The organism is Pedobacter miscanthi, from assembly GCF_003315595.1.
GTDB classification, from domain to species: Bacteria; Bacteroidota; Bacteroidia; order Sphingobacteriales; family Sphingobacteriaceae; genus Pedobacter; species Pedobacter miscanthi.
The window spans coordinates 1-22,922 of the sequence record NZ_QNQU01000007.1; the positions used below are offsets into that span (position 1 = coordinate 1).

The following is a 22,922-nucleotide window of genomic DNA, read 5'->3' on the forward strand; positions in this document are numbered from 1 at the left end:
CATTCCCCTTCAAACCCCGGAAATCTCAAATTTGGAACATTAGCTACGGTTTTTCTTTTTACTTTCATTTTAATATTTTATATCTTACCAGAATACATTGAGGATTGAGAAAGCTAAAAAACTAGGCCAAGCTCTTTAAAATATTCATTAATTTCCTTGTCCAATTCTGCACGTTTTGCCTCCAACAGTTTAATCTCGGACATTACTGTCTGTATATCGATTTCTTCTTCAGCTTCATAGGTATCAACATATCTTGGGATGTTTAAATTGTAATCATTTTCTTCAATCTCTGTTAACAATGCACAATAGCTATACTTTTCTATCACGGATCTGTTATGATAGGTATCCACGATCATATCAATATGTTCATCCCTGAGTACGTTTTGGGTTTTGACTTTCTCAAATCCTTTACTCGCATCAATAAACAAAACATTATCAGGATGTTCCTTACATTTTTTAAATACCAAAATACAAGTTGGAATGCTTGTACCATAAAAAATATTAGCAGGTAGCCCAATTACCGCATCGAGATAATTTTTCTGCTCAATTAGGTGCTTCCTGATATGAAGTTCAGCAGCCCCCCTAAACAGAACACCATGGGGCAATACAACAGCCATAATACCATTCTCAGCCAAGTGATAAATCATGTGCTGAACAAAGGCGAAATCAGCTTTACTAGAAGGTGCTAATTTACCATACTGGCTAAAACGGTCATCACTCAGGTGAAGTGGGTTTGCACTCCACTGTGCAGAAAACGGTGGATTGGCAACAATGGCTTCAAACTTGTGATCGATGTGCTGGGGATATTCCAAGGTATTCTCCTGTTTAATATCAAACTGCCTGTAATGAACGCCGTGAAGGATCATGTTCATCCGGGCAAGGTTGTAGGTTGTTCTATTCATTTCCTGTCCATAAAACATAGCAACATCCTTCACCTCCCTGGCCACACGGAGCAATAACGATCCGGACCCACATGTTGGATCGTAAACGGATTTTAGTTTATGTTTTCCTGTGGTTACGATTTTCGCAAGTATTTTGGAAACTTCCTGCGGAGTGTAAAATTCACCTGCTTTTTTCCCGGCACCACTGGCAAATTGTCCGATAAGATATTCGTATGCATCGCCAAGAACATCAAGTTCGGAATGATCAAGTTTGAAGTCAATTTTATCCAAATGACTTAACACTTTTGAAATGATAGTATTTCTAGCTTCTGCAGTCTTACCTAGCTTAGTACTGTTAAGGTCCATGTCTTCGAAGAGGTTGTCAAAATCCTCTTCACTATCTGTTCCCATAGTGCTCAATTGTATATTGATCAACACTTTCTGAAGATCACCAAGTATAAAAACAGCATTGGTTTCTTCGAAAATCTCATCCTCATATACTCCGCCCATGCCTCGTTTTGCCAATTGCCCGAACAGCTCTTCTGGTTTAAGAAAATAACCTAGCTTTGCTAACGCCTCTTCCTTTATCGCTTCTATATACTCATCATATTCCTTTAATTTTGAAGAAATATCCTTGAAAAAAATCTTATCCTCTTTTAAAATTTCATTGGCAAAGATCTCCATTTTCTCGCTCAGGTATTTATAGAAGATAAAACCTAAGATATAATCCCTGAATTCGTCAGCATCCATCTTTCCACGGAGTGTATTGGCAATATTCCAGAGCTGCTGTTCGAGTTGTTTCTTCTGATCCTCAGACATATATACGGTTAATATTATTAAAAATTATTTTAGCTAATATGCGACTTTTAATATCGATTAACATACTCTTTTATTCCAAAATCTTCCGGAAATATTTAAGACATTAAGTTTATAAATTAAATCTTCTTAAATAATTGGAAAAGCGCTCTGATCGTTATTCACCTGCTGCCACACCGATGATACAGGCCGCGATACGTTTGTCAATATCTTTACCAAGAACACAACGCTCAAGCATACCTAAAAGCTGTGGCACATCAAACTCCATATTCCTATATTCACCTTTTAGATTGGCAAGATTAAGAATCGTTCTCTTTCTCCTGTTATTTTCCCTTTTAAGTTTGAGCGCCGGTTGCAGAATCTGAATCCACTCCTCGGCCAGCCTTTCATAATCAACAGCCTCATCAGAACTGCCATTCATAGCACCGATCATTTCCTGATAGGCCGACCCTTCTTCACTGTCGATCTTCTTATTTTTCAGTTTCATGGTCAGAATATATTCCGCCACCTCCAGCGCACGCCTTTTTTTTGGTGGCAACAGTTCGCGCTCCTTACTTTGAAAAAGACTGACATAATGCTCCAAACTATTTTGATCCCACGATAACCCCTTAGATTCCCCCATAATATTGTCCCTGAGCTTCTGGCAGACATCAGGATAATCCGTATGGATATCACCCAGCTCGTCAATAAAGTACCATCGGGGACTTTTGTTTTTGTCCCCCCGTAATGCAATAAAACACCAGTTGCGCTCACCTTGGATAAAACTGACCTTTGTTTTAACCGCTGAAGATACATTCGTAAACTGATCATAAAGTTCTTCTTTAATAATTGCAGTTTTCCCTTCCTTTAAATTGATTACAAACTGGAAACTATCATGAATACCAGTCCAAGATTCGTCCTTATCAACAAATTCCTTGAATTCCTTTATTAATTCCTTCGTACTCGACAGCTTCTCAAATTTCCTTCCCTTAAGCTCCTCCGGCAGGTCAAAGTTTGCACCATATATCTGCTCAACAATATTATTGGTTTCAAAAAGCCGTTCATCTGTTTTCATGGCATATTCATCGGAATCTACCGCCCAGTAAATATCTATAAACTCATGCATGCTATCCATTCTATCCGCCCTGCCGATACGCTGCTCGACAACCCTTAGCACACTGGGCGTATCCAAAAGAAATACGCATGAAGCCCGTTGGAGGTCAACACTCTCCGACATTTTATCCGAACACAGTGCAATACATTTCCCGCCGACATCCGAGTCCAGTCTAAAAATATCAAGTACCTTGCCGCTACCAGCGTCTGTCTCACTCCCTGAGGCTACCAGAATCTTACTGGCCGGGTAATTTTCTTCAAACAGCTTCCTCAGATAGTATAGCGTAATTACCGCACTGTCAAAAGCCAGGATATTTTCATGGACGGCGGAAATACGGATCAGCTCTTCAACTTTCCCAAGCTCGCGGTTATTGGACAACCGCTTTGCCAATTGGGAGATTTTTTCATAAACACCATATTCCTGCCGGCACGCCAATTGATAACTTTCCATGTCGGTCAGCCATTCCGGAAAATATTCACTTTTGAATTTTTGATGCCGGAAGGGAAGCTTCCCAGACTCCATGATCCTTTCTATACTACCCAGTTTATCTCCCGAGTCATTGCTTTTTCCCTCAAAGCCAAATTCATCCATGGCCTTTTTTGTTCCCTCTATATGCTCGATCAATGCCACCTTCGATGACCTTAACCTCGCCCTTACCGTGTAGATTGATAATTGTTTACCACCGTGAAGCCTTTGATCTATTATAGACTTAAGGCTTTCATCACTTGACACCTCATAATTCGGAAGATGGAATTTAGTCAGATAAGTAATCCCTTTAATCTGTTTTGCCAGCTCATTTATCTCTTTTACTATTGCTTTATCCTTGTCGGACTCCTTGGTAAAATAGATTTTTTCCTGTTGGCGCGGAAACTTGCAGGTAGCTCCAAGCCTGTTGAGATATTTTTTTTCATCTTTTTCGATCTCCCTGTTCAATGCCTTTTTTGTTCTTCTGACCGTAAATTTGCTGATAAATTTCCTGAGGCTTTTGATGTTTTCAGGCCTGTTCCCCAGATAAGGCTTGAGAACCAATTGCTGATAGATTATAAAATCCTCATCTGTGAGATTATCAACATCCAGCAGGTCGATGAGCCTCAGGATATCTTCAACCTTCCTGCTTATCGGAGTTGCTGTCACCAATATTTTATAGTCCGCCTTATTATCTTTGATCAAATGCGTGCGGTTTGAATCAGCCGAAAGGTAGTTATGGGCCTCGTCTATGACCAAAATATTGGCCAGATTAAGATCTTCAATAAGTTTTTTCCTATTCTTTCCCGATGAGTTACTGAGTAAACCATGTGAAATCTGGGCGTGGTTGATCCTATTGAAAGCTTTGAATTCCGAAGCCCATTTATCCAACACCAATGGAGGACAGACAATCAGTGATTCAGTCCTGTAATTTCTTCCGATATCATATAGCCAATGTTGCAATGACAATACCAAAGAAGTACAAAGTTTGGTTTTCCCAGCCCCCGTTGGATCCGCGATAAGCACATTGGAATGGCTCTGAAGTATGGAAATTGCCTGGGCAAGCCCTTTCCACTGAGTCGGCCAAAGTTTGGTAAGCTCCAGCTTACTGATAATATCCTTGTATTCATTAAGCCAGCTGCCTTCCAAAACCTCAGCAATCGCGCGTGCCAATGCCTCCTGCCAGCTCACCTCGTTGATCAGATCTTTTAGCAGCTCTATTACTTTTTCATTATACGGCAACGAATCATCATAGTAGCTATCTGCGATCAGCTTGATATCACGATATTGCTGTTGTTCAAAAGGATTTTTATCATCATTTTTTACCCGTATGTTTGCTTCCTCCTGGGTTGTTAGTCCATTATGGCTAAAGTTCGATGAACCCAGCATGGCATAGTTATCACCTACATAAATCTTGGCGTGAAGTTTATCCCTAAAGCGGAATGCTATTAGCCCGCGGTTGATTTTATCAATAAGATGCATTACTGCACCTCCTTGCATAATGGAAAGGCCATGTTTTAACCAATAGTCTTTAATTTCTTTGTCAAGGCCAAGTCTCTGATATTTCTTGCGCCCCTTTATGTTCGGCTCAAATCCTATAAGTACTCTTACAAGACGGTTATTTTTGAAATCTTTGCTACCGAACAGGTCAATAAGATTTGAGAGGGAAGTGAATCCTGTAACAATGATATATTCCGCGCTGTCTTCAATATCTGGGTATATAACATTCCGCACAGTCCTTGACGGTGACTTAAGATTCAATGGAAATACATCCTGATCAGGCCATTTTGGCTTGTCAAAATCCATCGTAAACTGTAGGGTGTTTTGACTACCATCTAAACTCGGACACATACTTTGAGATTAATTATAGATATATAAATCTAATAAAAAACTTTAAATACACCTACGCACGCGAAGAAAAAGCGGGCACCATATGTTTGCACCAACAGTAACTTTCACCTAAATTTACAAAAGATAAAAATGCTCAAATCCAAATACACCAGGAAAGAAGTAGACAAAGTGTCCCAGTTCCTCCAAAACTACATGGCCCAATCAGCTATACATTCCTTAACTGCCGATCAGGCAGCAGAACTTCTCGCCAAAAACTCCGTCCTAAGAAACGATATCGGACCAAAACCGGGGTTTAACTTCAGAGAAATGCTCCGCCAGGGCCGCGAGGGGAAAATTGAAAAGGTTGCTGGAGCTTTCCAGCTTCGACCTAAAACTAAGTGGACAATCAATCTGATTGACAAGTCAACATTAAATAAAACAATTCCAACCAGATGACCTTTCCCCTCCCCCAACGTCCCGGACTTCCGATCGCTCTACTGGCTGCGAGTTTCAACAACACCTCCGCAACCTATAAATATTACTGGCTGTTATCCATCCTATCCGAACTGGAAGAAGGAAACACCGTAATACCAAAACACCGCCTTTTTGCAGGCATGGTTTCATCCGCTTGATATACAGTAAATTATTTTCATATATCTTTTGGCAAACAGGACCAGCTGCAGCGTGCCATCAGCCAGATCCGAGAGCTGGAAGGGATTACCATCGATGAAAAACAGCAGGCCGTTAAACGTAAAATTATCGGCAGCCTAAATCCATTAACAGCCAAAGCAATCCAATATTTTGACAACGAAGTTCCCCACCGGCACCTAAGTCCATGGTTTCCAGAATCCAAAGGAAACCGTTCAGAAATTCACCGACGTTCGACAAATTTCGAAAACAACTGCCCATACGCCCTGGATGAACAGCAACTAACAATAAACCCGCTCTGGCAAGCCTACCTCGTGGAACATGCAGGTATTTTAAAGGCATTCTGTTACTGGCACCTCAGCCTTTACCTCCAGAAACACAATCCCAATGTTCCAGACATCCCCAATAAACTGATCAAACCAGCAAAAAGGAACAGCCTATTGAACCAGCGCAGGTTCTGGAACATCGTTATTGACCATACCGGTCCCCTGAATTGCATCTATACACAAAAAAAGCTTATCCATGGCAACTTTGCCATCGAACATTTTGTTCCCTACGCTTTTGTTTCCCATGACCTCATCTGGAACCTGATCCCAGCCGATCCATCTTTCAACAGCCGCAAGAATGACAGGCTTCCAAGGATTGAAGATTACTTTGATGGATTTTATCAGCTACAAAAAACAGCAATCAAAGTGATGAGTAAAAATTATCCCAAAGAACCAATAATGGATGATTACCTAAGTATATTTCCAAAAGCCAATGCCCATCAATTGTCTGAAACAGATCTGAAAGGAAGATTTTTAGAGAATATCCAGCCGCTGCTTACCATAGCGAACAATAATGGTTTTGAGTACATGAGAATACATGTTTCTTAATTCGAGTAAGAATAAAAAATATATTTTCTCCCCATGTCAGGAAGAGCCGCGGCATCATTTTGGAACAAAAGGTACAGAAGGTGATCCGATCCATAGGGAACAGCTAAAACAAAAAAAAATCCATTTGAACTTATCTTTGCTAAACATTCTAAAGGAGTTGCAAGATTAAATTGCCCACCATCCCATGATCAACCCGGCATTACTATCATTGCCTTTCTATCTGGATGGTCTAATAGATCACGATCATTAGTGACTATAATCCATCCATTTTCATTACTCAATTCTAAAGTATGATTATCAAAAAATTCGGCATGGAAACAATTTTTCAATATGTTATTCAAATTAATTGTTTCAAATTTATCTTGTTGTGGAGTGGCTATCTCACAGATTTTACCAATAGTTGATGTTATAAATTCGATACTTTCCTTATATTCATTCGTAGGCCGATAATCTTTTTTGATCTTAAAGGTTGAAGAAGATTTTTGTTCCCTAACCCAATCATCAAAACTAAATCCTAGAGTAACATGAAAAAACTCCGCTACTATAAAAGATGTTATAACAAGCTTTGCATTTACCCTCTGACAATTTTCTATAAACTTCCCTATTGACTCCTGAAGTTTTAGCTGGGTAGAACCAATTGGTGAGAATAGATAAACCCACATATTAGTATCAATTATATATGAGTGGCTTCCCTTTGGTTCGAAATCTTTGAGAGCAGTAAAATTTTTAGCCATTTATTCTTTCGTTGATGTTTCCTTCAAAGTCTGCCGGATTAGCAAAATATATCTTGGCCGTATCCGTAACTTTTTTCAAAAGCACAGCATCACTTTGGGATATCCACTTAATCTTTAATTTGTCACGAAGAAGTTCGGTAGAAAACTCAGCATATAATTGTCCGATCGCTGAATTTAAAAATGCAGTAGTCATCAATTCCATGCCGGTAAAATCTAAAATCACTGTCTCCTGATCAATGAGCGCCTGTTTAATCTTTTCGTGAACACTTTCCCCCTTTGATGGCGCAATTGCTGTGTTGCCATCTATCACTTGACTAATCATTAAATCCATATCACTAACTTAGTTAAAAAATATCATTTATATCAATTTCACTTGATAATACGTAAAAATTAGAATCTTTGAGCCTAAGCTTGATTGTTACTATAGTTCCTGGGAAATAACCATCTAGCTCATACTCTTTATTATAGCCATCTAAAAACTCAACAAATCCATCTCCTGAGACAATTTGTAAGCTCCCATGATTGAGAACAACTAACGATTGTAATAGTTTTAGCCCAATCCCTCCTGTTGTATTAACTTTTGTAGTATTACCATCTTCCAGCGCCCATAAAATAGTTTTATTACCCGACAAGTCAGCTTTTAAAAACGCGTTCACATTTGCTCCTATTGTCCGTCCCATATCTGAAAATGTCACTGAAACTTCAGGTATCTCTTTATTCGGGAAAATCTGGCCACAAACATACACATTTTCACATTCTCCATGTGTCAACGCATTTACACAAACTTCAAAAAGAGCAACAAGAACTCTCTTTCTTGCTTCGTTGCTCATCAAGGGCATATCCGGTTTATTGAACAATTGATCGTTGAAAAAGTCTTTCGCTTCTTGTTCATTCTCATTAATACCTATTTTTTTATAGGGTATAGTTAATGAATCTTCAGATATTGGTATATCACCGAATGTGTCTAAAAATTTATTTTTTGTGAACGCCTGATGTACATGGCGTTGTAAATTGCGTAAAAAAACTGTGTTTCTGCGAGCTTTTACGTCGTCCAGTATGGTTCCTAAAGCGGAGCATAAATTTCCATCAAACCATTTTGTATCACTAAAGTCCAGTATTACACTGCTATCTTCAAGAAGATAGGTGTCCAAGGCTAAGTTAGATATGAAATCATAACCTAACGTATTACCACGAACCCGAATTGGTACCTTTATAACATACGGCTTATCAGTGATTTTCATTAATCTTTAATTTATCATTCATCTGAAACTTTCGCGTTCCGTCAATATATTTAATATATTAAAATGTTAGAACTTAATTATCTAAGTTCGCTAAAAACCGGAGGACAACATGAACATGATTAATGGTAGAAAATAATTATAATATTTCCTAAAGGAGAGTGATCTTCCAGCTCTATTTTGTTAATAAACTTCTACAAGTTCGTTACAAATCACGTTTATCTATGTATTAAAATGTCATCTTTTCGATGCTTATTACCGCTTTCTCTTTCATTGCTTTAGAATATTCAAAATCTAAACAACTACTAATCGATCTACATCTTAAAACCTTACTTCCGATATCACTACCCAAATTCTTTCCTACTTTTGATTTATTGCAAACTTATCTCCCCATACCTTTTGCCAATTTGTGTTGGATGTTGATTGTCTAGTGAACTTAAAGTAACTCTTTTGGAAATACTTTCTTAATAATATCCTTTGCCTTTTCGTTCGAAGCTAAATGTTTTAAACTATAATCGGTAAGACTCTGAATTTTCATATGCCGACTGGTCAACTTTTTCAGTCCCTTGTTGTTGTAAATACTGATGGCACGGGAATAATCCTTGCTTATTATGATATTCTCGATCAAAGACAGTCTTTCGCTAAACCATGCTTCTATCTCAATCTTAACCTTGAATTCTTCGTAGTTAGCATGCACCTCTTTCATATTCTTCCCATCGTGAATATGCGAATCTTTAAAATAATCATTTATCCTACTCGAAATATATTTTGACGCTTGCATAATTTTATCTTTTTCAAGTTCATTCAATACACTTTCCTTTAATCTTTCCAAATCTGCATTATCAACATAAAGTTTTTCAGAAATATCTTTTAGGAAATCCTCTTGCAGAAATATGTTTTCAATTTCTGCCATTTGAAAGCTATAGACATCGTATTTGGCGTATCTGCCTAGTACCTCTGGATCGTGGTAATCGGAATCAATAATCCCATATGCACGGGTATTGACAATGGGAATCTTATTATAAGCTTTAGTAAAATTTATTACGTTACGACAGCTCTCTACTGGTACTATTGTGTACTGAGGAAACAAAATCTTAAACACTTTTTCATCTATATGACCTTTTTCGCTTTCACAAAAAAGAATGTTCTTTCTACTGCCTAAGAGCTCAAAAAAAAGACTTTCCGGAATTTCATTATTTGGTATTTCCTGTATGTCCCATTTAGATGGATAAGCAAAAGATTTAAGCCAGACTTTTTTTGCATCTGTCCGGCTTGTTGCAAAGTCCAAGTCATGGGTCAGATAAATAAAAATGCAGTCCTTTCTACATGCTTCCAGTTGATCCCAAAGTTTTGTGATGACAGTTTTGTGAAGGTACATTTCAGGTTCATCAATAATCACAAAACCATCCTTTGGTGCTTGAATGACCTGACAAATTAAGTATAGAGAAGATTTTTCCCCCTCACTCATTTTGATTGGTTCATAGGTCTGATCATTTTTCACGTGTACCCTCAGATTAAGATCCTCACTCAATTCCAATGAACGGTAGTCAAATATTGTGTTCCAGATTTTAAGTGCTGTTTCTAGCTCAGAATGACATGAATTTACAAAACTTTGACCGCCAACCGAAGTTTGATAATAATTCAGCGCATTTTTGTAATGTTTTGCGATCAAGTTTCCTAACACGTATCCAAACTCTTCTTTGATTTCAAGGAAATCTTCGAAATCCTTAAAGGTTCTGGATTTTTTGTTCATAGCAACCCACTTCTCTTCAGCAACTTTATGGGATGGCAAACTGTCAAGCTCGGGAATAAACAGAACTCTTTGGGCGGAAATAACCAGGCCATTGTGATTCAGATTTTCTCTCAGGCTATTAGCAAGTGAAGTTTTACCGCTACCATTAGCGCCGATTGCTACAATGTTATCGCTAAAATAATTAAGTTGTCTAAAAAAATTCAGGTTGAATTCAAGTTTTTCAAACGCACTTTTGGCTTCACTGATGGTAGCGTTTAGGAGGCTATCGATGAAGGTCTGACTTTCCAATTGGTTTTCTGTCATCTGAGGCACTAGTTCGATAAACTCATGAAAACTAGACTGAATAGTCTTCATATAGTTATAGTTATTGCCCTGTTTATTTAAAACGATAAAGTAATCTACGCAGAGATTATTCCAGTTTTGTATATCTTCTAAGTATGCATGTAGTGGGTCGGCATGATATAACAGATCGTAATATTGTTTTATTCTATTGCGTGCGATGGTTAGGTCAATTGTCATATTGAGAGGTAATAATTGCTAACATACCGATTTTAATTCGCATAATCAAAGTCTTAAAAAGCGGACAAGAATTTTGAGTTTTTCTATTTTAATCTGTTGTTAAAATGTGCTTTATCGACAAAGAAGATGGATCATATGGCTTGATTTCCGCTTTGGTGTATTCGGTAAGCTCATATTCTCTTTTTTTTCTTTACTCAAAAAAGTATTTATATTATTCTATCAGAACTTTTATATGTCTCTTATAAATATTTCATTATGTTACTACAGCTTCATTCCCTCCAAACTTGATTTATCAAAGACTGCTATTCAAATTATCTTTTGAAATGACATCAAGCTTCCCTGTCAGGGACAGACGCGGCATCCTTTTGGAACAAAAGATATAGCAAATGGCCCGGCCCGCAGGGGACAGCCAAAAACAATCTAAATTCGTTCCTATTGGAACAAACCCAACTACTAATCCCATGAAACCCGCCAACCTAGTCCTCACCTCCCCCTATTCCTCCACCGCATAAAATCCTCAAACTCCTTCCTCCGCCTCCTCCCCTTATCCCTGTTCCAAAAGACAGCAACCACAAAAAGCACCCAGCACCCTTTAGCCATAAACACCAATAAAATCGAAACCGGGTACTTAGCCCCAAACGAACCGAGCATACAGCAGAAGCTAACAAAAACAGTCAATATAAATTTCCCGAACCAGTTCATAATAATATGAATTAAACAAAATCAATCAACAGGGAATCTATCCCATTTACTCCAGCCGAAGAAATTAACCAACCAAAACCAAAACCCCAAGTCAACGTGGTGAAACAGGTGATTACCGTGGTGAAATGGATTCCGGGCAGCATAAATAATTGCCATTTAATAAAAAAACTCTTTAACCCACAGTCTGGATACCCAACAAGGGCAAGCAGGCATTAAATGACCGCCCTTCAGGAAACCGATTGCATCAAATCAAACCAAATCCCGCAGTATGTGACAATGGCCACGGAAAGCAGGCCAAAACCCGCAGTAAACCTGTTAAACAAATAAAAATTAGCCGCAGTATCCTATATCTTCACCTAACAGATTACAAATGCTGAAAACACCAAACCAAATGAAAACAACCAACAGAAAAAAAAAATAACCCAAATAAAAACAAACCGGTTTGTTTTTATTTGGAAATAATTTAAATTGCATCGTCAAAACTTACGAACGCGACTGTTTAAGTTTACCAGGTTATCGATTTCGAAAATAAGGACCGGCTTTTTTAATATTACAGCCAAAGATTATTAATGAGCCACCTGCAATGCCGTAAGCCCGCTACCCACCTTTTTAGAAGGTCAAGGAAAAATAACGTACCGGCCGGTCACACTTTTCAAAATCATATCCCACCGGATAATCCCGAACAGCCCAGCGTAAGTAGAGATATTAAAACATTTACAAAAGATAACTACCTAAAAACATGAAAAAAAAGTTCCTTTATTACTCATCGCTATTGCTGCTGTTTACCTCCGGTTGTTATAAAGATGTACCGGTCGATGTTATTATAGATCCCCAGGGCGCGGCCCAGGGAGACGTTGTCGGAAAAGTAACCGTCGGGTACCAGGGATGGTTCTCTGCCCTGGGAGACTCATCACCTTTTAATCAATGGTACCATGGCAACCTGGAAATGTGGCCGGATACCCGGGAATACCAGAACCTGTACACCGGAACGTATTTTGGACAGGACGGGGTACAGGTCGGACCTTTTTACGGAAACCTCGGAAACGGCCAGCCCGCCAAGATGTTCTCCTCCTATGACCAGTCCACGCTGAACCTGCACTTCAAATGGATGCAGCAGTATGGGATCGACTGCGCAGCACTGCAGCGTTTTGGTAATGAAATCGCTCCCGGCGAAGTACTAAAAGCGCAGCGTGACGGCGTTGCCCTGCGCCTGAAAAATGCTGCCGAAACCTATGGACGTAAATTTTATATCAATTATGATCTCTCCGGAACCACGGACCTGGCCGCAATAAAAGCGGATTGGACAAACACCATAGTCGGCCAGCTGAAACTCACCGCTTCAAATGCCTATGCCCGTCAGAACGGCAAAATCGTGGTCTCCATCTATGGGCTCGGATATGCCAGGCACACCACGTCTCCGGCTGATGCGCTGGACCTGGTCAACTGGTTCAAAGCCAGGGGCTGCTATGTGATAGGCTCCTGCCCGGGACAGTGGCGGACCGGAACGGGTGACTCAAGAGGTGACTTCTTAAATGTTTACAAGGCATTCAACATGATATCGGCATGGCCTGTAGGCCGTGCGGTAGATGCCAGTTATGCACCCTGGGTAGAGGGTGACAGGGATTTCTGTAAGGCAAATGGGATAGATTACCAGCCCTGCGCCTACCCGGGCACCGCTTATTCGAACAGCAATGGACAGAACGTTTCACCAAGGAACGAGTTTGCGAGAAAACATGGGGATTTCATGTGGTCACAGTTTGCGGCCTTCAAAAAAGCAGGTGTTCCAAGTGTCTATGTTGCCATGTTCGATGAGCTGAATGAGGCCACCTCGATATTCAAGGTAGCCGAAGATGCATCGATGGCACCGGCCGGAAAATATTTTCTAAACCTGGATGCAGACGGTGTACATGTTTCCTCGGATTTCTATTTAAGGTTAACCAATGACGGTGTAAAAATGATCAAGGGCCAGATTCCCTATACCGAACATGAACCTACCCCTTTTACCGTAAACTAATCTACAGACGCTTAATAGAGCAATTTATCAAAAGCCTTTCAGTACCTGAGAGGCTTTTGATATTTCCACATTGCCCAGGCCCAACGATATTACCCCGGGCTGGCATGGGATCGCAGGAATTTAAAAACACAGCTAGCGGGATAATCCCTGAATGGCAATGCCCCGACCAAGGTCAGTCCCAGGGGGTATCAATCATTGCAGCCAAATTAAAAAAAGGGGCCATAGCAATCTAATATCCATAGCCATTGGCCATTTCCTCCCCGGGATATTTAAAATCACTTTGTCATTGGTGCAGGCGGTCTATCAGGCGATCGGCATGACAAAAAGCTCCCCATTTACACCCTCCGGTGGGATAAGTCCAAATCCTTTTGTTTCATTATCAACATTCACTTTACCCGGTGCCATAATAACTGCTTTCCACCAGGCTGCTGATTACGCAGGTTATTACAAGAAGATCTAAAGCCCCTTAGTGCTCTCTAAGGCGGCTTGATATGAACAGCTCCGCGGAATAATATGCCCTGAACCCATCCGATAGCAACCCTTCCCGTATACCAGTTTCCGGGCAATATTATAGGATATTCCTTAAAGGACAAATCTTCGCCGTTCCGCCATTTTGATTACAGGCTAAAGTATAAACTGTTCCCATACCCTGACCAAACACAAAAGCCCGTTCCAAATTAAAAGGCCAGGCGTTAAGGTAGCCATGCCGCAATTTCAATCGTTGTAAATCAACGCCAGGGGCGATTATACATTCTATCCATAAATGAGTATGATTAATAATACCATATTTAATATTTTTGACAACTTTTAGTCAAGTCAAGTCGTCTATTCATGGAAAAAAAACTGTCACTCTTAATGGGTGTACTGGTGTGCATATGCACATTTTACCCGGTCGAAGGATCCGCCCAGGGTTCAGCTACCGGATGTTATCTGTCATCTACTAAGCGCGTATACACGTTCAATGTTGCCGGAAGCGGATATTACCCGCAGAGTTTTAACACCCCTCTTAGTCCGGACTATTGCAGCTGGACACCTGCTACCGGACCCTCCTGCACAGTTTGCGGTACCGGCGTATCTGTTGTCAACGGGGTTGGATCCTGTACAGGCCCGTCCCCGCAGGTACTTGGGATCGGGGTAAGAAATACATTTACAATGGTACCCTGTCCAATAGATAGGGAAATCCCGCTTATCATGATTGCAGCAACACTTCTTGTAATTTCCCGAAAACGGATGTCCGTGGGAAAAAGGGATAAAAAATAAGGAGTTTTTATTCCAGATGGTTTATACCTACGGTAAACCAACAGGTACTGTAACCCTACAATCGGGTAAAGGAGGAGCACATTCCCTGGATGGCATTTTACCTGAATGAAACGTATGGGACAGAACTAAAAAAGTCCGGTCCGTAATGAATGTCGCGGAAGATAAGCCTGGTTCTGAGCTATACTGATAAAAAAAAGACATCATTCAAAGCCGGCTGCCAGCGAAAGAATGACCGGACAGCATTTTCTGTCCCGAAATAAAATAGTGCAGGAAGCTGAAACTTCCTGCACTATACCTTAAGCCCTGAAGGGATTATACCAATTTCACATTTACGGCGTTAGGCCCTTTTTTGCCATCCTGGACATCAAATGTCACTTCGTCGTTTTCCCTCACATCGTCTTTGAGACCTGAGATATGGACAAAAAACTCCTTGCCTGTTCCCTCTTCCACCACAAATCCGAATCCTTTTGATTCATTAAAAAATTTTACTTTACCTGATGCCATAATAACTGTTTTTCTTAAAGGTGTTTATTCTGCAAGTTATTAAAATAACTTGTAAGTACGTTCCCATTGCCCCAGATTACCTTAACGGGAGGTCAAATAAACAAGGAGGTGATGAGTGGGTGTCAAAATCACGTGACAACCGAAATAAAAGCCGGATTTAACCCAGCTTATTTTTTGAAATATTTAATTTCGTGTATGCTTAAACACGTTTTTTTAGCACTCCTTCTATTTTTCACATATATAAAGGCGGACGCGCAGCTGCGTTACAATAGATTGGCAGATAGCCTGTATGCTGCAAAGGCTTACGATCTGGCAGCACGCTATTACCAGCTTTCGGGAAAGGCAAGTGATTTTTCCCGGGCAAAACAAGAAGCTTTTTACAATGCGGCATGTTGTTATGCTTTGCAGGGAAAGGCAGATAGTGCAATGTTACTGTTGAAACTATCCGTCAAACTTGGCAATGATAATGCCGGGCATATCAAAGAAGATTCCGATTTGTACCAGCTGCACAAACGTGCCGATTGGCAAAAAGTGATTGCAGGTTTGCATCCACGGATAAAAAGCACCCATGATCCGGCCAAGGCCCGGTTAATCACCTCCGACATCCACCGTTTTTGGGATGCTTACGACCGTGCACAGAAATATACAGCCAACCGTTTAAACATCTACCGCAAATATTATATCCAGCCCGGCACACCAGGCCTGCAGGATTATTTTACCTATAAGATATTTGAACTGAAATATTTCGTTATGGGACATGATAAGCGCCCAAATTTCTATGCAGCCATCCGCAAAAACACCTATGCGGTAGAGCAACAGAAACCACAGATGATGGCCAGCTTCATCAAACTGAAAGAGGTCTACAGCAAAGCTACATTTCCCGATGTTTATTTTATTATCGGTGATTTTTCATCCGGCGGCACTTCTTCAGATAACGGTCTGCTCATTGGACTTGACCAGGGCGTACGTACACCGGATATCCCCACCAATGAGCTGAACCTATGGCAACGCAACAACTTCAATAACCTGGTTGATCTGCCCCATCTTATTGCACACGAGCTGATACACTTTAACCAGAATGGCATGGCCCGGGATACTACCCTGCTGCGCTCTGTTTTAATAGAAGGAATGGCCGATTTTCTAGGCGAACTGATTTCAGGGAAAACCGTCAATGAACGGCTCCACATTTGGGCCAAGGGTAAAGAGAAAAAAATCTGGACGGATTTTAAAAAGGAAATGTACTTAAACCGGGCCAAAAACTGGATTGCAAACTCCGACCAGGAGGCAGCCGATAAACCTGCTGACTTAGGCTATTGGGTAGGTTATCAGATATGCAAATCTTATTACGATCAGGCAACCGATAAAAAACAGGCAGTAGCTGACATGCTCAATATTAAAAATTACGCCGCGTTTTATGGCAAAAGTGGCGCTGGCAAAATGTATTAGTACAATGGAACAAAGGAGGAACCCTTGGAGAAATCATAAGGGGTTCAGGAGAATCAGGGTCACAACAAACACAGTAACATTACCCATAACATAAGACTGAAGAGAACGAAGAAAACATCCCTGGAGAAATTACAAGAGATTCCGGAGAATCAGGAACACAAGAAACACAGTAACATTACCAATATCAGTAGACCAAACAGAACGAAGAAAACATCCTTGGAGAAAGTATGAGGGATTCTGGAGAATCAAAGCCACAACAAACATGGGAACATTACCAATATCAGTAGAATAAAGGGAATGAAGAAACGATCCTTGGAGAAAGTGCGAAGAATTCTGGAGAATCAAAGACACAACAAAGATAGGAACATATTCTTCTGCCCATTAAAGAGATATGCCAAAAGCGCGTGAGCGGTTGCAGCGGCATCCTCCCGCAGGGAGATATAGCGGAAGACGCGACCCTTCAGGGGCACGCCAAGAGAAAAAACGTAAAGCGATAATTTTAGAAAACAACTTTAGCTGGGGATTTCGCTAAAAGTGTGCAGTGATTCTCATTCCAAACTGTACACCCCGTTTTTTACCATCTGGTCTTGATGGTATCCTAAAGACTGACCCAAATATATCCAATCCAGCCCAATCTGACTTGGTCATTTTTCAAACAGTATTCGTAATTGTTGGTCCACTAAGACTCCGCCTGATTCCTTAGAAGACAATAATCAGCGTCTAAAAGGACATTTTAGACTTGGACTAACAGAAAATTACCTTCGATAAAAAATACTCCAACAAAAGATTTATAAGTTTCGATTTTAAGGCCTTTACCGCATCGACAATTTAATTTCTCCATACAAAACAATCAATGAGTACGGTCAGGCTTTCGGAAAGCATAAAACCGGTTAAAATGAGCCGAGTGGGCATTTTGGAGCGAAATAGAGTGAACAATATAGACCGAAAAAGCTGGCCACTATGCGCGAAAACAGGTGGATACTATTGCCGAAATCCCCACTCAGATATTGCCCTGATGTTTCCTTTGTTGGAAATCTCTGGCTATGAGCGTACATTTGCCAATTTAGTACCAATTTACTTTTACAGGCTACATGAAAATAACGACTATTATATCAATAGGCAACTTCAGTACGATATCGAAATGGAAATAAGAAAAAAAACGCCCTTAAAACCCGCTATTTCTTTTAATTGATAATCAGGTTGCTCTTTCAGGGGATATACGACCCTATGATATTAAGCTTATTAACAATAATTTAAACAACCCGCTGGGTGATCAGTCTTCCATACAATTGCCAATAAATTGCCGCTTAATTCTCTTGGGTACCAAATATTATTTTATCATGACATGCAGCAATACCCCATTGGATTTTGGTAATGATTTTTAATTAAATAACAAACTAAGTCCTATTGGAATCAAAAATGCTTGATTCTATCAATATACATCATTTCTGCCCACTCCATCTTTCTCTAATAACCTGAAAAGCCTTTTTCAACACCAAATCTTCCCGATTTTCAATTGACTTCCTAGATTGACCAACATGAATATCCGGCAAAACCCCATTTAGGTGATGCTTGCTGCCATCAGAATTTTTAAACAACATCCCTGAGAAGTACACAATCAAGTTACCCGGGAGATACGCTATATTTACATCTCCATTTGTACCTGCTGTCTCTTCCCCTATAATTGTCCCGAGTTTAAAATCTTTTATCAGTCCCAATAAAGATTCCGATGCACTTATGGCTGATGCGTCGGTCAAAAATATTACTTGTTGTGTTAGTCTATTTTTAATGTTAGGAAGATATGTTTCGGGGCCCGGATGGAAACTTAGATGCTCAAGATCAGGATATAAGATTTTGGGGTTAAAGAACCGCACGGTACTGAGGGTATCCCTTAATAGCGCAGGAACCAGATCTGTACTGATTGTCTGATCGAAAACATATCCCCGGAGATCAAAAATTATTGACTTGGCAGTCTTTAAAAGCTCAAAATTCTGATCTGTCAAAGAATTTCTTGTGAGATCAAAATAATAAGTACCAGGTGCAGCCCAGCCATTTTCCTTTTGTAAATAACCTGCATTCCCTGCCGTATAATCTTGGGCCACCTTTGTCCTTTCAATTTCAATCTTATGTGTATCTTCATGCCGAAGTAAAGTAACCTCTACTTTCTCATTTTTTTTCCCATTAAGCAGGCGGTTCATCGTCAACAGATCTTTTTTTTGCTTTGATCCCGATACGTATTGAATTAAGGTATCAACCTGTTTGCCGACAGGAATTCCGTTGACCTTGAGAATAATGTCACCTGGAAAAATGCTATCCATGAGCCTTTTATCAGAAACATCCTTAACTACAATTTTATTATCTGCCCGAATTAGAGAAATTGGGATAGTATAAGAAGGTTCCATCCCCTTAATTGAAATAAACATATGTGCATCGTTATAAAATGAGCACATTCTCTCTATCACCTTTATATATGTTGTATGGGTTTTAGCTGAACTGGCTTCTTGAAGTATTTTGGCCAGAAGATGTTCCTGGTTAATTTTTACATCGTCCATATATGGAAAGGAATGTTTAAGTATGTTCCAGAGCATAATTACATCAGCAATCCTTATTTCATTATGTTCAAATGCCGAAATCCTGTTATAGTTTAGATCGGTGCTACCATTCACTTTACCCCCCGCAACAGGGTAAGTGGAAGACCTGTTACCCAATAGAACAAGAGGCATTACAATACTAACGCCCTTAACCACTTCTTTATCGAGGTACTCACCGAATTTAAGTTTTTGATCATAAAGGGCATAGTTTGGATCTATTATTTCAAAAGTAACCTTTCTTAGTTTGCCAGATGCTTTCTTGGTTGCAGTTGAAATTTCCTGAGGGCTTAAGGATTTTTCTCCATCAATAATCTTAAAAACAGGTTTATCCACCGAAAGTGGAATACTGGGATCTGCAGCGAGTTCAAATGCGATCAGTTCAGCTGAACTGTTTATAGTGCCCGTGAAATGATGAACCTCAGTTTCCGTGGTTTTAAGTTCTATCGAATCCTTTCCGCTTACTATTTTTAATTCGGTGGGTCCGCCATCTTTTCTCTTTACACGTGTTGTGAGGCTAAAGTCGTATTTCAGTCCGCGGTAAGCCGATACATCATACGTGCCGGTCAACGGAATCTGCATATTGCGATCATTTCCTACAACCGGAGTACGATTTAATCTAATGCTTTTATAAGGTCTTTCTGAGATACCGCTGTATAGATTAAACCCAAGATGCTGCCATGATATCTCTTTATAGCCATCAGAGATATCCGGCTTTAATCTATCTATACTAAAACTTTCTTTTTGACGGGTTAAAGTAATTCTGATAGTGGGAGCAATCGGAAGAAATATTTTTCTCAGTTCAACAATAAGTTCATCATCATTATCCACCTTCATCATGGATTTACTTCCGTTTATCGCCACCCCTTCCCATATTTCCAGTTTGTTTTCGTCTGAAGGATGAAAATATTGGACGTAGCCATAGATTTTGGCAAATGCCGTTAAATTCCTGATCTGGCGGTTATTCAACTGTCCTAGCACCAAAAGTGGGAACAGTAAAAGAAATAGGATTAGTGTTTTCTTTATGAGCATATAAATTTTAAAATAACGTTCTTTAACTTTTTTTCATCTTCTTCAATACTCTTGTTCATTGAAGGCATCGATTTTGTAACTCCTTCACTTGAAGCTGATAATATCGGTATCTGGTTTGGTTCACCTGTCCGATCATCAATTGAACTCCGGGTACTTATAGACTTGCTCCAACTTTTTTCCAGCTCTTCTGCGCTTTGATCGAAGTCCGAGATCAAGATACCTCCTTTTTTAATTAAACCGGCAATTTGCTCGTTTTTCAACCATGTTTCATTATTTCCATATATTACAAGATCAACGGCTAATCTGGGGATTTCGGTAATAGTAGACACCAGATTCCGTTCCAAACTGTGCACCCGGGGATTTACCCAATTTGGAGAAGGGCAAGCTAAGAAAAGGCCCAAATATATTTATTCCTGCTAAAACCTGGGAAATCCAGATCCCAAGTGTTTTTATCCTCCAAACTCCCAGGCTTTGGCCAAATTGAACTCCAAATCATGATTTGGAGCTGAAACAAGCTCCCGAATACCATATTCCACACCAGAAAACTGATTCTGAAAATCAGATTAACAACTCTGAAAAAAAATTCTAATTTAAGGTGCTTAGGGCTTCTTTAAATAGTTTATCCGACAGGAAACACCCATAGAATCCAGCCACCATTAAAAACGGCTTAAAACCACTTAAAATCAGCCGAGTGGCCATTTTGAAGCAAAAAAAGTGATCAGTTTAAGCCGAAAAAAGTGGCCATTTTAATGTAAAACAAGTGGCCACTTTTTGGATAATCTCCACATTAATGGTAGAACGATAAGTACTGATTGATTTTGGCCGGGTGCCCTTGGCAGCGTGATATTCCTCAAATTTGGCGAATCCCTCTTTCAGGCTAATACCAATAATTTCTTTCTTGAGTTTGATATTGGCATTTTGATCTAATAGGTTCCAACCGCTTTCTAGCGCTACCTTATAGGCCTCACAAAGGTTACTGAAGTGTCGTTGTTTTTCCTTTGGATCTTTTAATCGGTTAAGTTTTTTGGTCACCCGGATTCTTTCCATTCTCTCAGATAGCGGACTAAAATAAAAAAACTCCACGTACCAACGTTGCTTGGTCTCATTCTTCGGGGTCGCAGCAATACTTAAGGATTTTTTTCTGCCCTTTACAATGCGGGGTATTGTATAAGGTAACTCAGGAATCGCCATAACATCCAAAGTTATGGGAGCAATATTTTTTATAGCACTATCACGATAGGGCTCCTCAACGATTTTAACCTTATTATTATCTGAAGGATCCGTCTTTCTTCTTGCGTGACGGCGATTTTGATGGATAATTTTCTTATCCGGTGGCAGACTTTTGGCAGACTTTGCTGCTGACAAACAGCTATCTAGCTGTTTGTCAGACTGTTGAAAGTTTAGGTGGAGAATATCGGAATTTCACCAATATTTGGTTGAATTCTGCAAACCAAAAAGACACCCTGTCTGTTAACCATTCCTACCGATTGACTTAACTTAAAGGAAAAACATGGACCAAAATGAATTCAGCCTGATTGCAGACAAACATGCCAGTGCCCTCCATAACCATGCAATGAAATTCACCCATGATGAAGACGAAGCAAAGGATCTTGTACAGGATACCCTGCTAAAAGGGGTGCGTTTCTGCGCAAACTTCGATAGTGGCACCAATGTAAGGGGCTGGCTTTATGTAATTATGCGCAATACCTTCATCAATAACTACCGCAAAGACCAGAAGAAACAAAGCCTGATCGTGCAGGAAGAAGAACTCTCAAGTCCAAGGCTGATGAAAAGTTCCACCCGTAATGCATCAGGATCAACCTTTATGATGGAAGATATCCGAAAGGCACTTGCGAGCGTGCCCAAAGCCTATAGTTACCCCTTCCAACGTTATTTTGAAGGATATAAATACGAAGAGATTGCCGCTGAACTTGATATTCCACTCGGCACGGTAAAAACCCACATACACCAAGCAAGGCTTATGCTAAAAAAATACTTAAAAAATTATCAGGACGGAATTGGAGATTAATGGGGTCCATTACACGTGTCGCCATAAAAACAGCATTCGATCGATACCATTAATTTCAATTTAGCCATTTTTTTTTGTAAAAAAAAACAGAACAATATCAGCTTAAAACCTACAAGAGCGCCCCGAAAAATATGGCTGCCAGCGATGGAAGCTAACCAGAAACAGATCAACGGCACTCAGTCAAATATTGCAATTAAGCGCCCATAGAAAAACCTTTTATCGGATTTTTGCGTATAATTGTATTGTAGGGGGTGAGAGCCCTACATCCGGCGAGAGCCAGAGAGCGTTAATTTAGATTGAGGGTAACCATTAATTTGGTTACCCTTTTTGTATACTACAACTTTAGTAGTTATGTATTCTAAATCGCGCAAAAGATAACGTGCTTAAGCGAAATGTAACCTAAAATAGTTACAAATTCCAGGAACCAAATAACAGATTTCCAATCAATTTCCAGCAGAGAATGAAAATGAACTTGTTGATGTACCTTAAAATTTA

The 22,922-nt window shown here is 39.9% G+C and carries 17 protein-coding genes; 7 read left to right on the forward strand and 10 right to left on the reverse strand.

Annotated features, from left to right (window positions below):
* Window positions 1-113: 113 nt before the first annotated feature.
* Together DRW42_RS09380 and DRW42_RS09385 are read right to left on the reverse strand one after the other, a co-directional pair.
* On the reverse strand, window positions 114-1,700 hold the full coding sequence (locus DRW42_RS09380; protein ID WP_113948567.1) for a type I restriction-modification system subunit M: 1,587 nt from the start codon (window positions 1,698-1,700) through the stop codon (window positions 114-116).
* 154 nt (window positions 1,701-1,854) lie between these two features.
* Window positions 1,855-5,061, reverse strand: coding sequence for an SNF2-related protein (locus tag DRW42_RS09385; RefSeq protein ID WP_158544304.1), 3,207 nt, complete (start codon window positions 5,059-5,061; stop codon window positions 1,855-1,857).
* Between the two features lie 174 nt (window positions 5,062-5,235).
* On the opposite strand from DRW42_RS09385, the gene DRW42_RS09390 reads away from it, so the two are divergent.
* The 3 genes from DRW42_RS09390 (at window position 5,236) to DRW42_RS29225 (ending at window position 6,608) form a co-directional block, all read left to right on the forward strand.
* Window positions 5,236-5,541 (forward strand): hypothetical protein, encoded by a 306-nt coding sequence (locus DRW42_RS09390; protein ID WP_113948569.1) that lies wholly within the window; start codon window positions 5,236-5,238, stop codon window positions 5,539-5,541.
* Window positions 5,538-5,717, forward strand: coding sequence for a hypothetical protein (locus DRW42_RS29220; protein ID WP_244215232.1), 180 nt, complete (start codon window positions 5,538-5,540; stop codon window positions 5,715-5,717). The genes DRW42_RS09390 and DRW42_RS29220 overlap by 4 nt, the downstream gene beginning before the upstream one ends.
* Before the next feature lie 330 nt (window positions 5,718-6,047).
* Window positions 6,048-6,608, forward strand: coding sequence for an HNH endonuclease domain-containing protein (locus DRW42_RS29225; protein ID WP_244215233.1), 561 nt, complete (start codon window positions 6,048-6,050; stop codon window positions 6,606-6,608).
* Between the two features lie 188 nt (window positions 6,609-6,796).
* On the opposite strand, the gene DRW42_RS09405 is transcribed toward DRW42_RS29225, so the two are convergent.
* From DRW42_RS09405 to DRW42_RS09420, 4 genes are all read right to left on the reverse strand, one after another.
* A complete protein-coding gene (locus DRW42_RS09405; RefSeq protein ID WP_113948571.1) occupies window positions 6,797-7,342 on the reverse strand; it encodes a hypothetical protein in 546 nt (181 codons plus the stop codon).
* On the reverse strand, window positions 7,335-7,673 hold the full coding sequence (locus DRW42_RS09410; protein ID WP_113948572.1) for an STAS-like domain-containing protein: 339 nt from the start codon (window positions 7,671-7,673) through the stop codon (window positions 7,335-7,337). The genes DRW42_RS09405 and DRW42_RS09410 overlap by 8 nt, the downstream gene beginning before the upstream one ends.
* Window positions 7,674-7,686: 13 nt before the next feature.
* Window positions 7,687-8,583, reverse strand: a complete 897-nt coding sequence (locus DRW42_RS09415; protein WP_113948573.1) for an ATP-binding protein — start codon at window positions 8,581-8,583, stop codon at window positions 7,687-7,689.
* A 433-nt stretch (window positions 8,584-9,016) separates the two neighbouring features.
* The gene (locus DRW42_RS09420; RefSeq protein ID WP_113948574.1) at window positions 9,017-10,852 is read right to left on the reverse strand and encodes an AAA family ATPase; all 1,836 of its coding nucleotides are present in this window, start codon (window positions 10,850-10,852) and stop codon (window positions 9,017-9,019) included.
* 1,441 nt (window positions 10,853-12,293) lie between these two features.
* On the opposite strand from DRW42_RS09420, the gene DRW42_RS09430 reads away from it, so the two are divergent.
* Window positions 12,294-13,568: a glycoside hydrolase family 99 protein gene (locus DRW42_RS09430; RefSeq protein WP_113948576.1), complete on the forward strand. Its 1,275-nt coding sequence runs from the start codon at window positions 12,294-12,296 to the stop codon at window positions 13,566-13,568.
* A gap of 1,572 nt (window positions 13,569-15,140) precedes the next feature.
* Here DRW42_RS09430 and DRW42_RS09445 read toward each other — a convergent pair.
* Window positions 15,141-15,332 carry a cold-shock protein gene (locus tag DRW42_RS09445; RefSeq protein ID WP_113946820.1) on the reverse strand — a complete coding sequence of 64 codons (192 nt, stop codon included), beginning with the start codon at window positions 15,330-15,332 and terminating at the stop codon, window positions 15,141-15,143.
* A 195-nt stretch (window positions 15,333-15,527) separates the two neighbouring features.
* Between DRW42_RS09445 and DRW42_RS09450 the strand changes: the two genes are divergently transcribed.
* On the forward strand, window positions 15,528-16,778 hold the full coding sequence (locus DRW42_RS09450) for a gliding motility protein GldB-related protein (RefSeq protein WP_113948579.1): 1,251 nt from the start codon (window positions 15,528-15,530) through the stop codon (window positions 16,776-16,778).
* Window positions 16,779-17,631: 853 nt separating this feature from the next.
* Window positions 17,632-17,970 (forward strand): hypothetical protein, encoded by a 339-nt coding sequence (locus tag DRW42_RS28730; protein WP_158544305.1) that lies wholly within the window; start codon window positions 17,632-17,634, stop codon window positions 17,968-17,970.
* Window positions 17,971-18,220: 250 nt separating this feature from the next.
* On the opposite strand, the gene DRW42_RS09455 is transcribed toward DRW42_RS28730, so the two are convergent.
* The 3 genes from DRW42_RS09455 to DRW42_RS09465 all read right to left on the reverse strand — a co-directional run bounded on the left by DRW42_RS09455 (window position 18,221) and on the right by DRW42_RS09465 (window position 21,763).
* Entirely contained in the window at window positions 18,221-20,398 is a 2,178-nt protein-coding gene (locus tag DRW42_RS09455; RefSeq protein WP_113948580.1) for a S41 family peptidase, read from the reverse strand.
* On the reverse strand, window positions 20,389-20,742 hold the full coding sequence (locus tag DRW42_RS09460; RefSeq protein ID WP_147243702.1) for a hypothetical protein: 354 nt from the start codon (window positions 20,740-20,742) through the stop codon (window positions 20,389-20,391). Before DRW42_RS09460 ends, DRW42_RS09455 begins: the two co-directional genes overlap by 10 nt.
* A 379-nt stretch (window positions 20,743-21,121) precedes the next feature.
* Window positions 21,122-21,763 (reverse strand): hypothetical protein, encoded by a 642-nt coding sequence (locus DRW42_RS09465; RefSeq protein ID WP_113948582.1) that lies wholly within the window; start codon window positions 21,761-21,763, stop codon window positions 21,122-21,124.
* Between the two features lie 145 nt (window positions 21,764-21,908).
* Here DRW42_RS09465 and DRW42_RS09470 point away from each other — a divergent pair, with 145 nt between their 5' ends.
* Window positions 21,909-22,427 carry a sigma-70 family RNA polymerase sigma factor gene (locus DRW42_RS09470; protein ID WP_113948583.1) on the forward strand — a complete coding sequence of 173 codons (519 nt, stop codon included), beginning with the start codon at window positions 21,909-21,911 and terminating at the stop codon, window positions 22,425-22,427.
* Window positions 22,428-22,922: the final 495 nt, after the last annotated feature.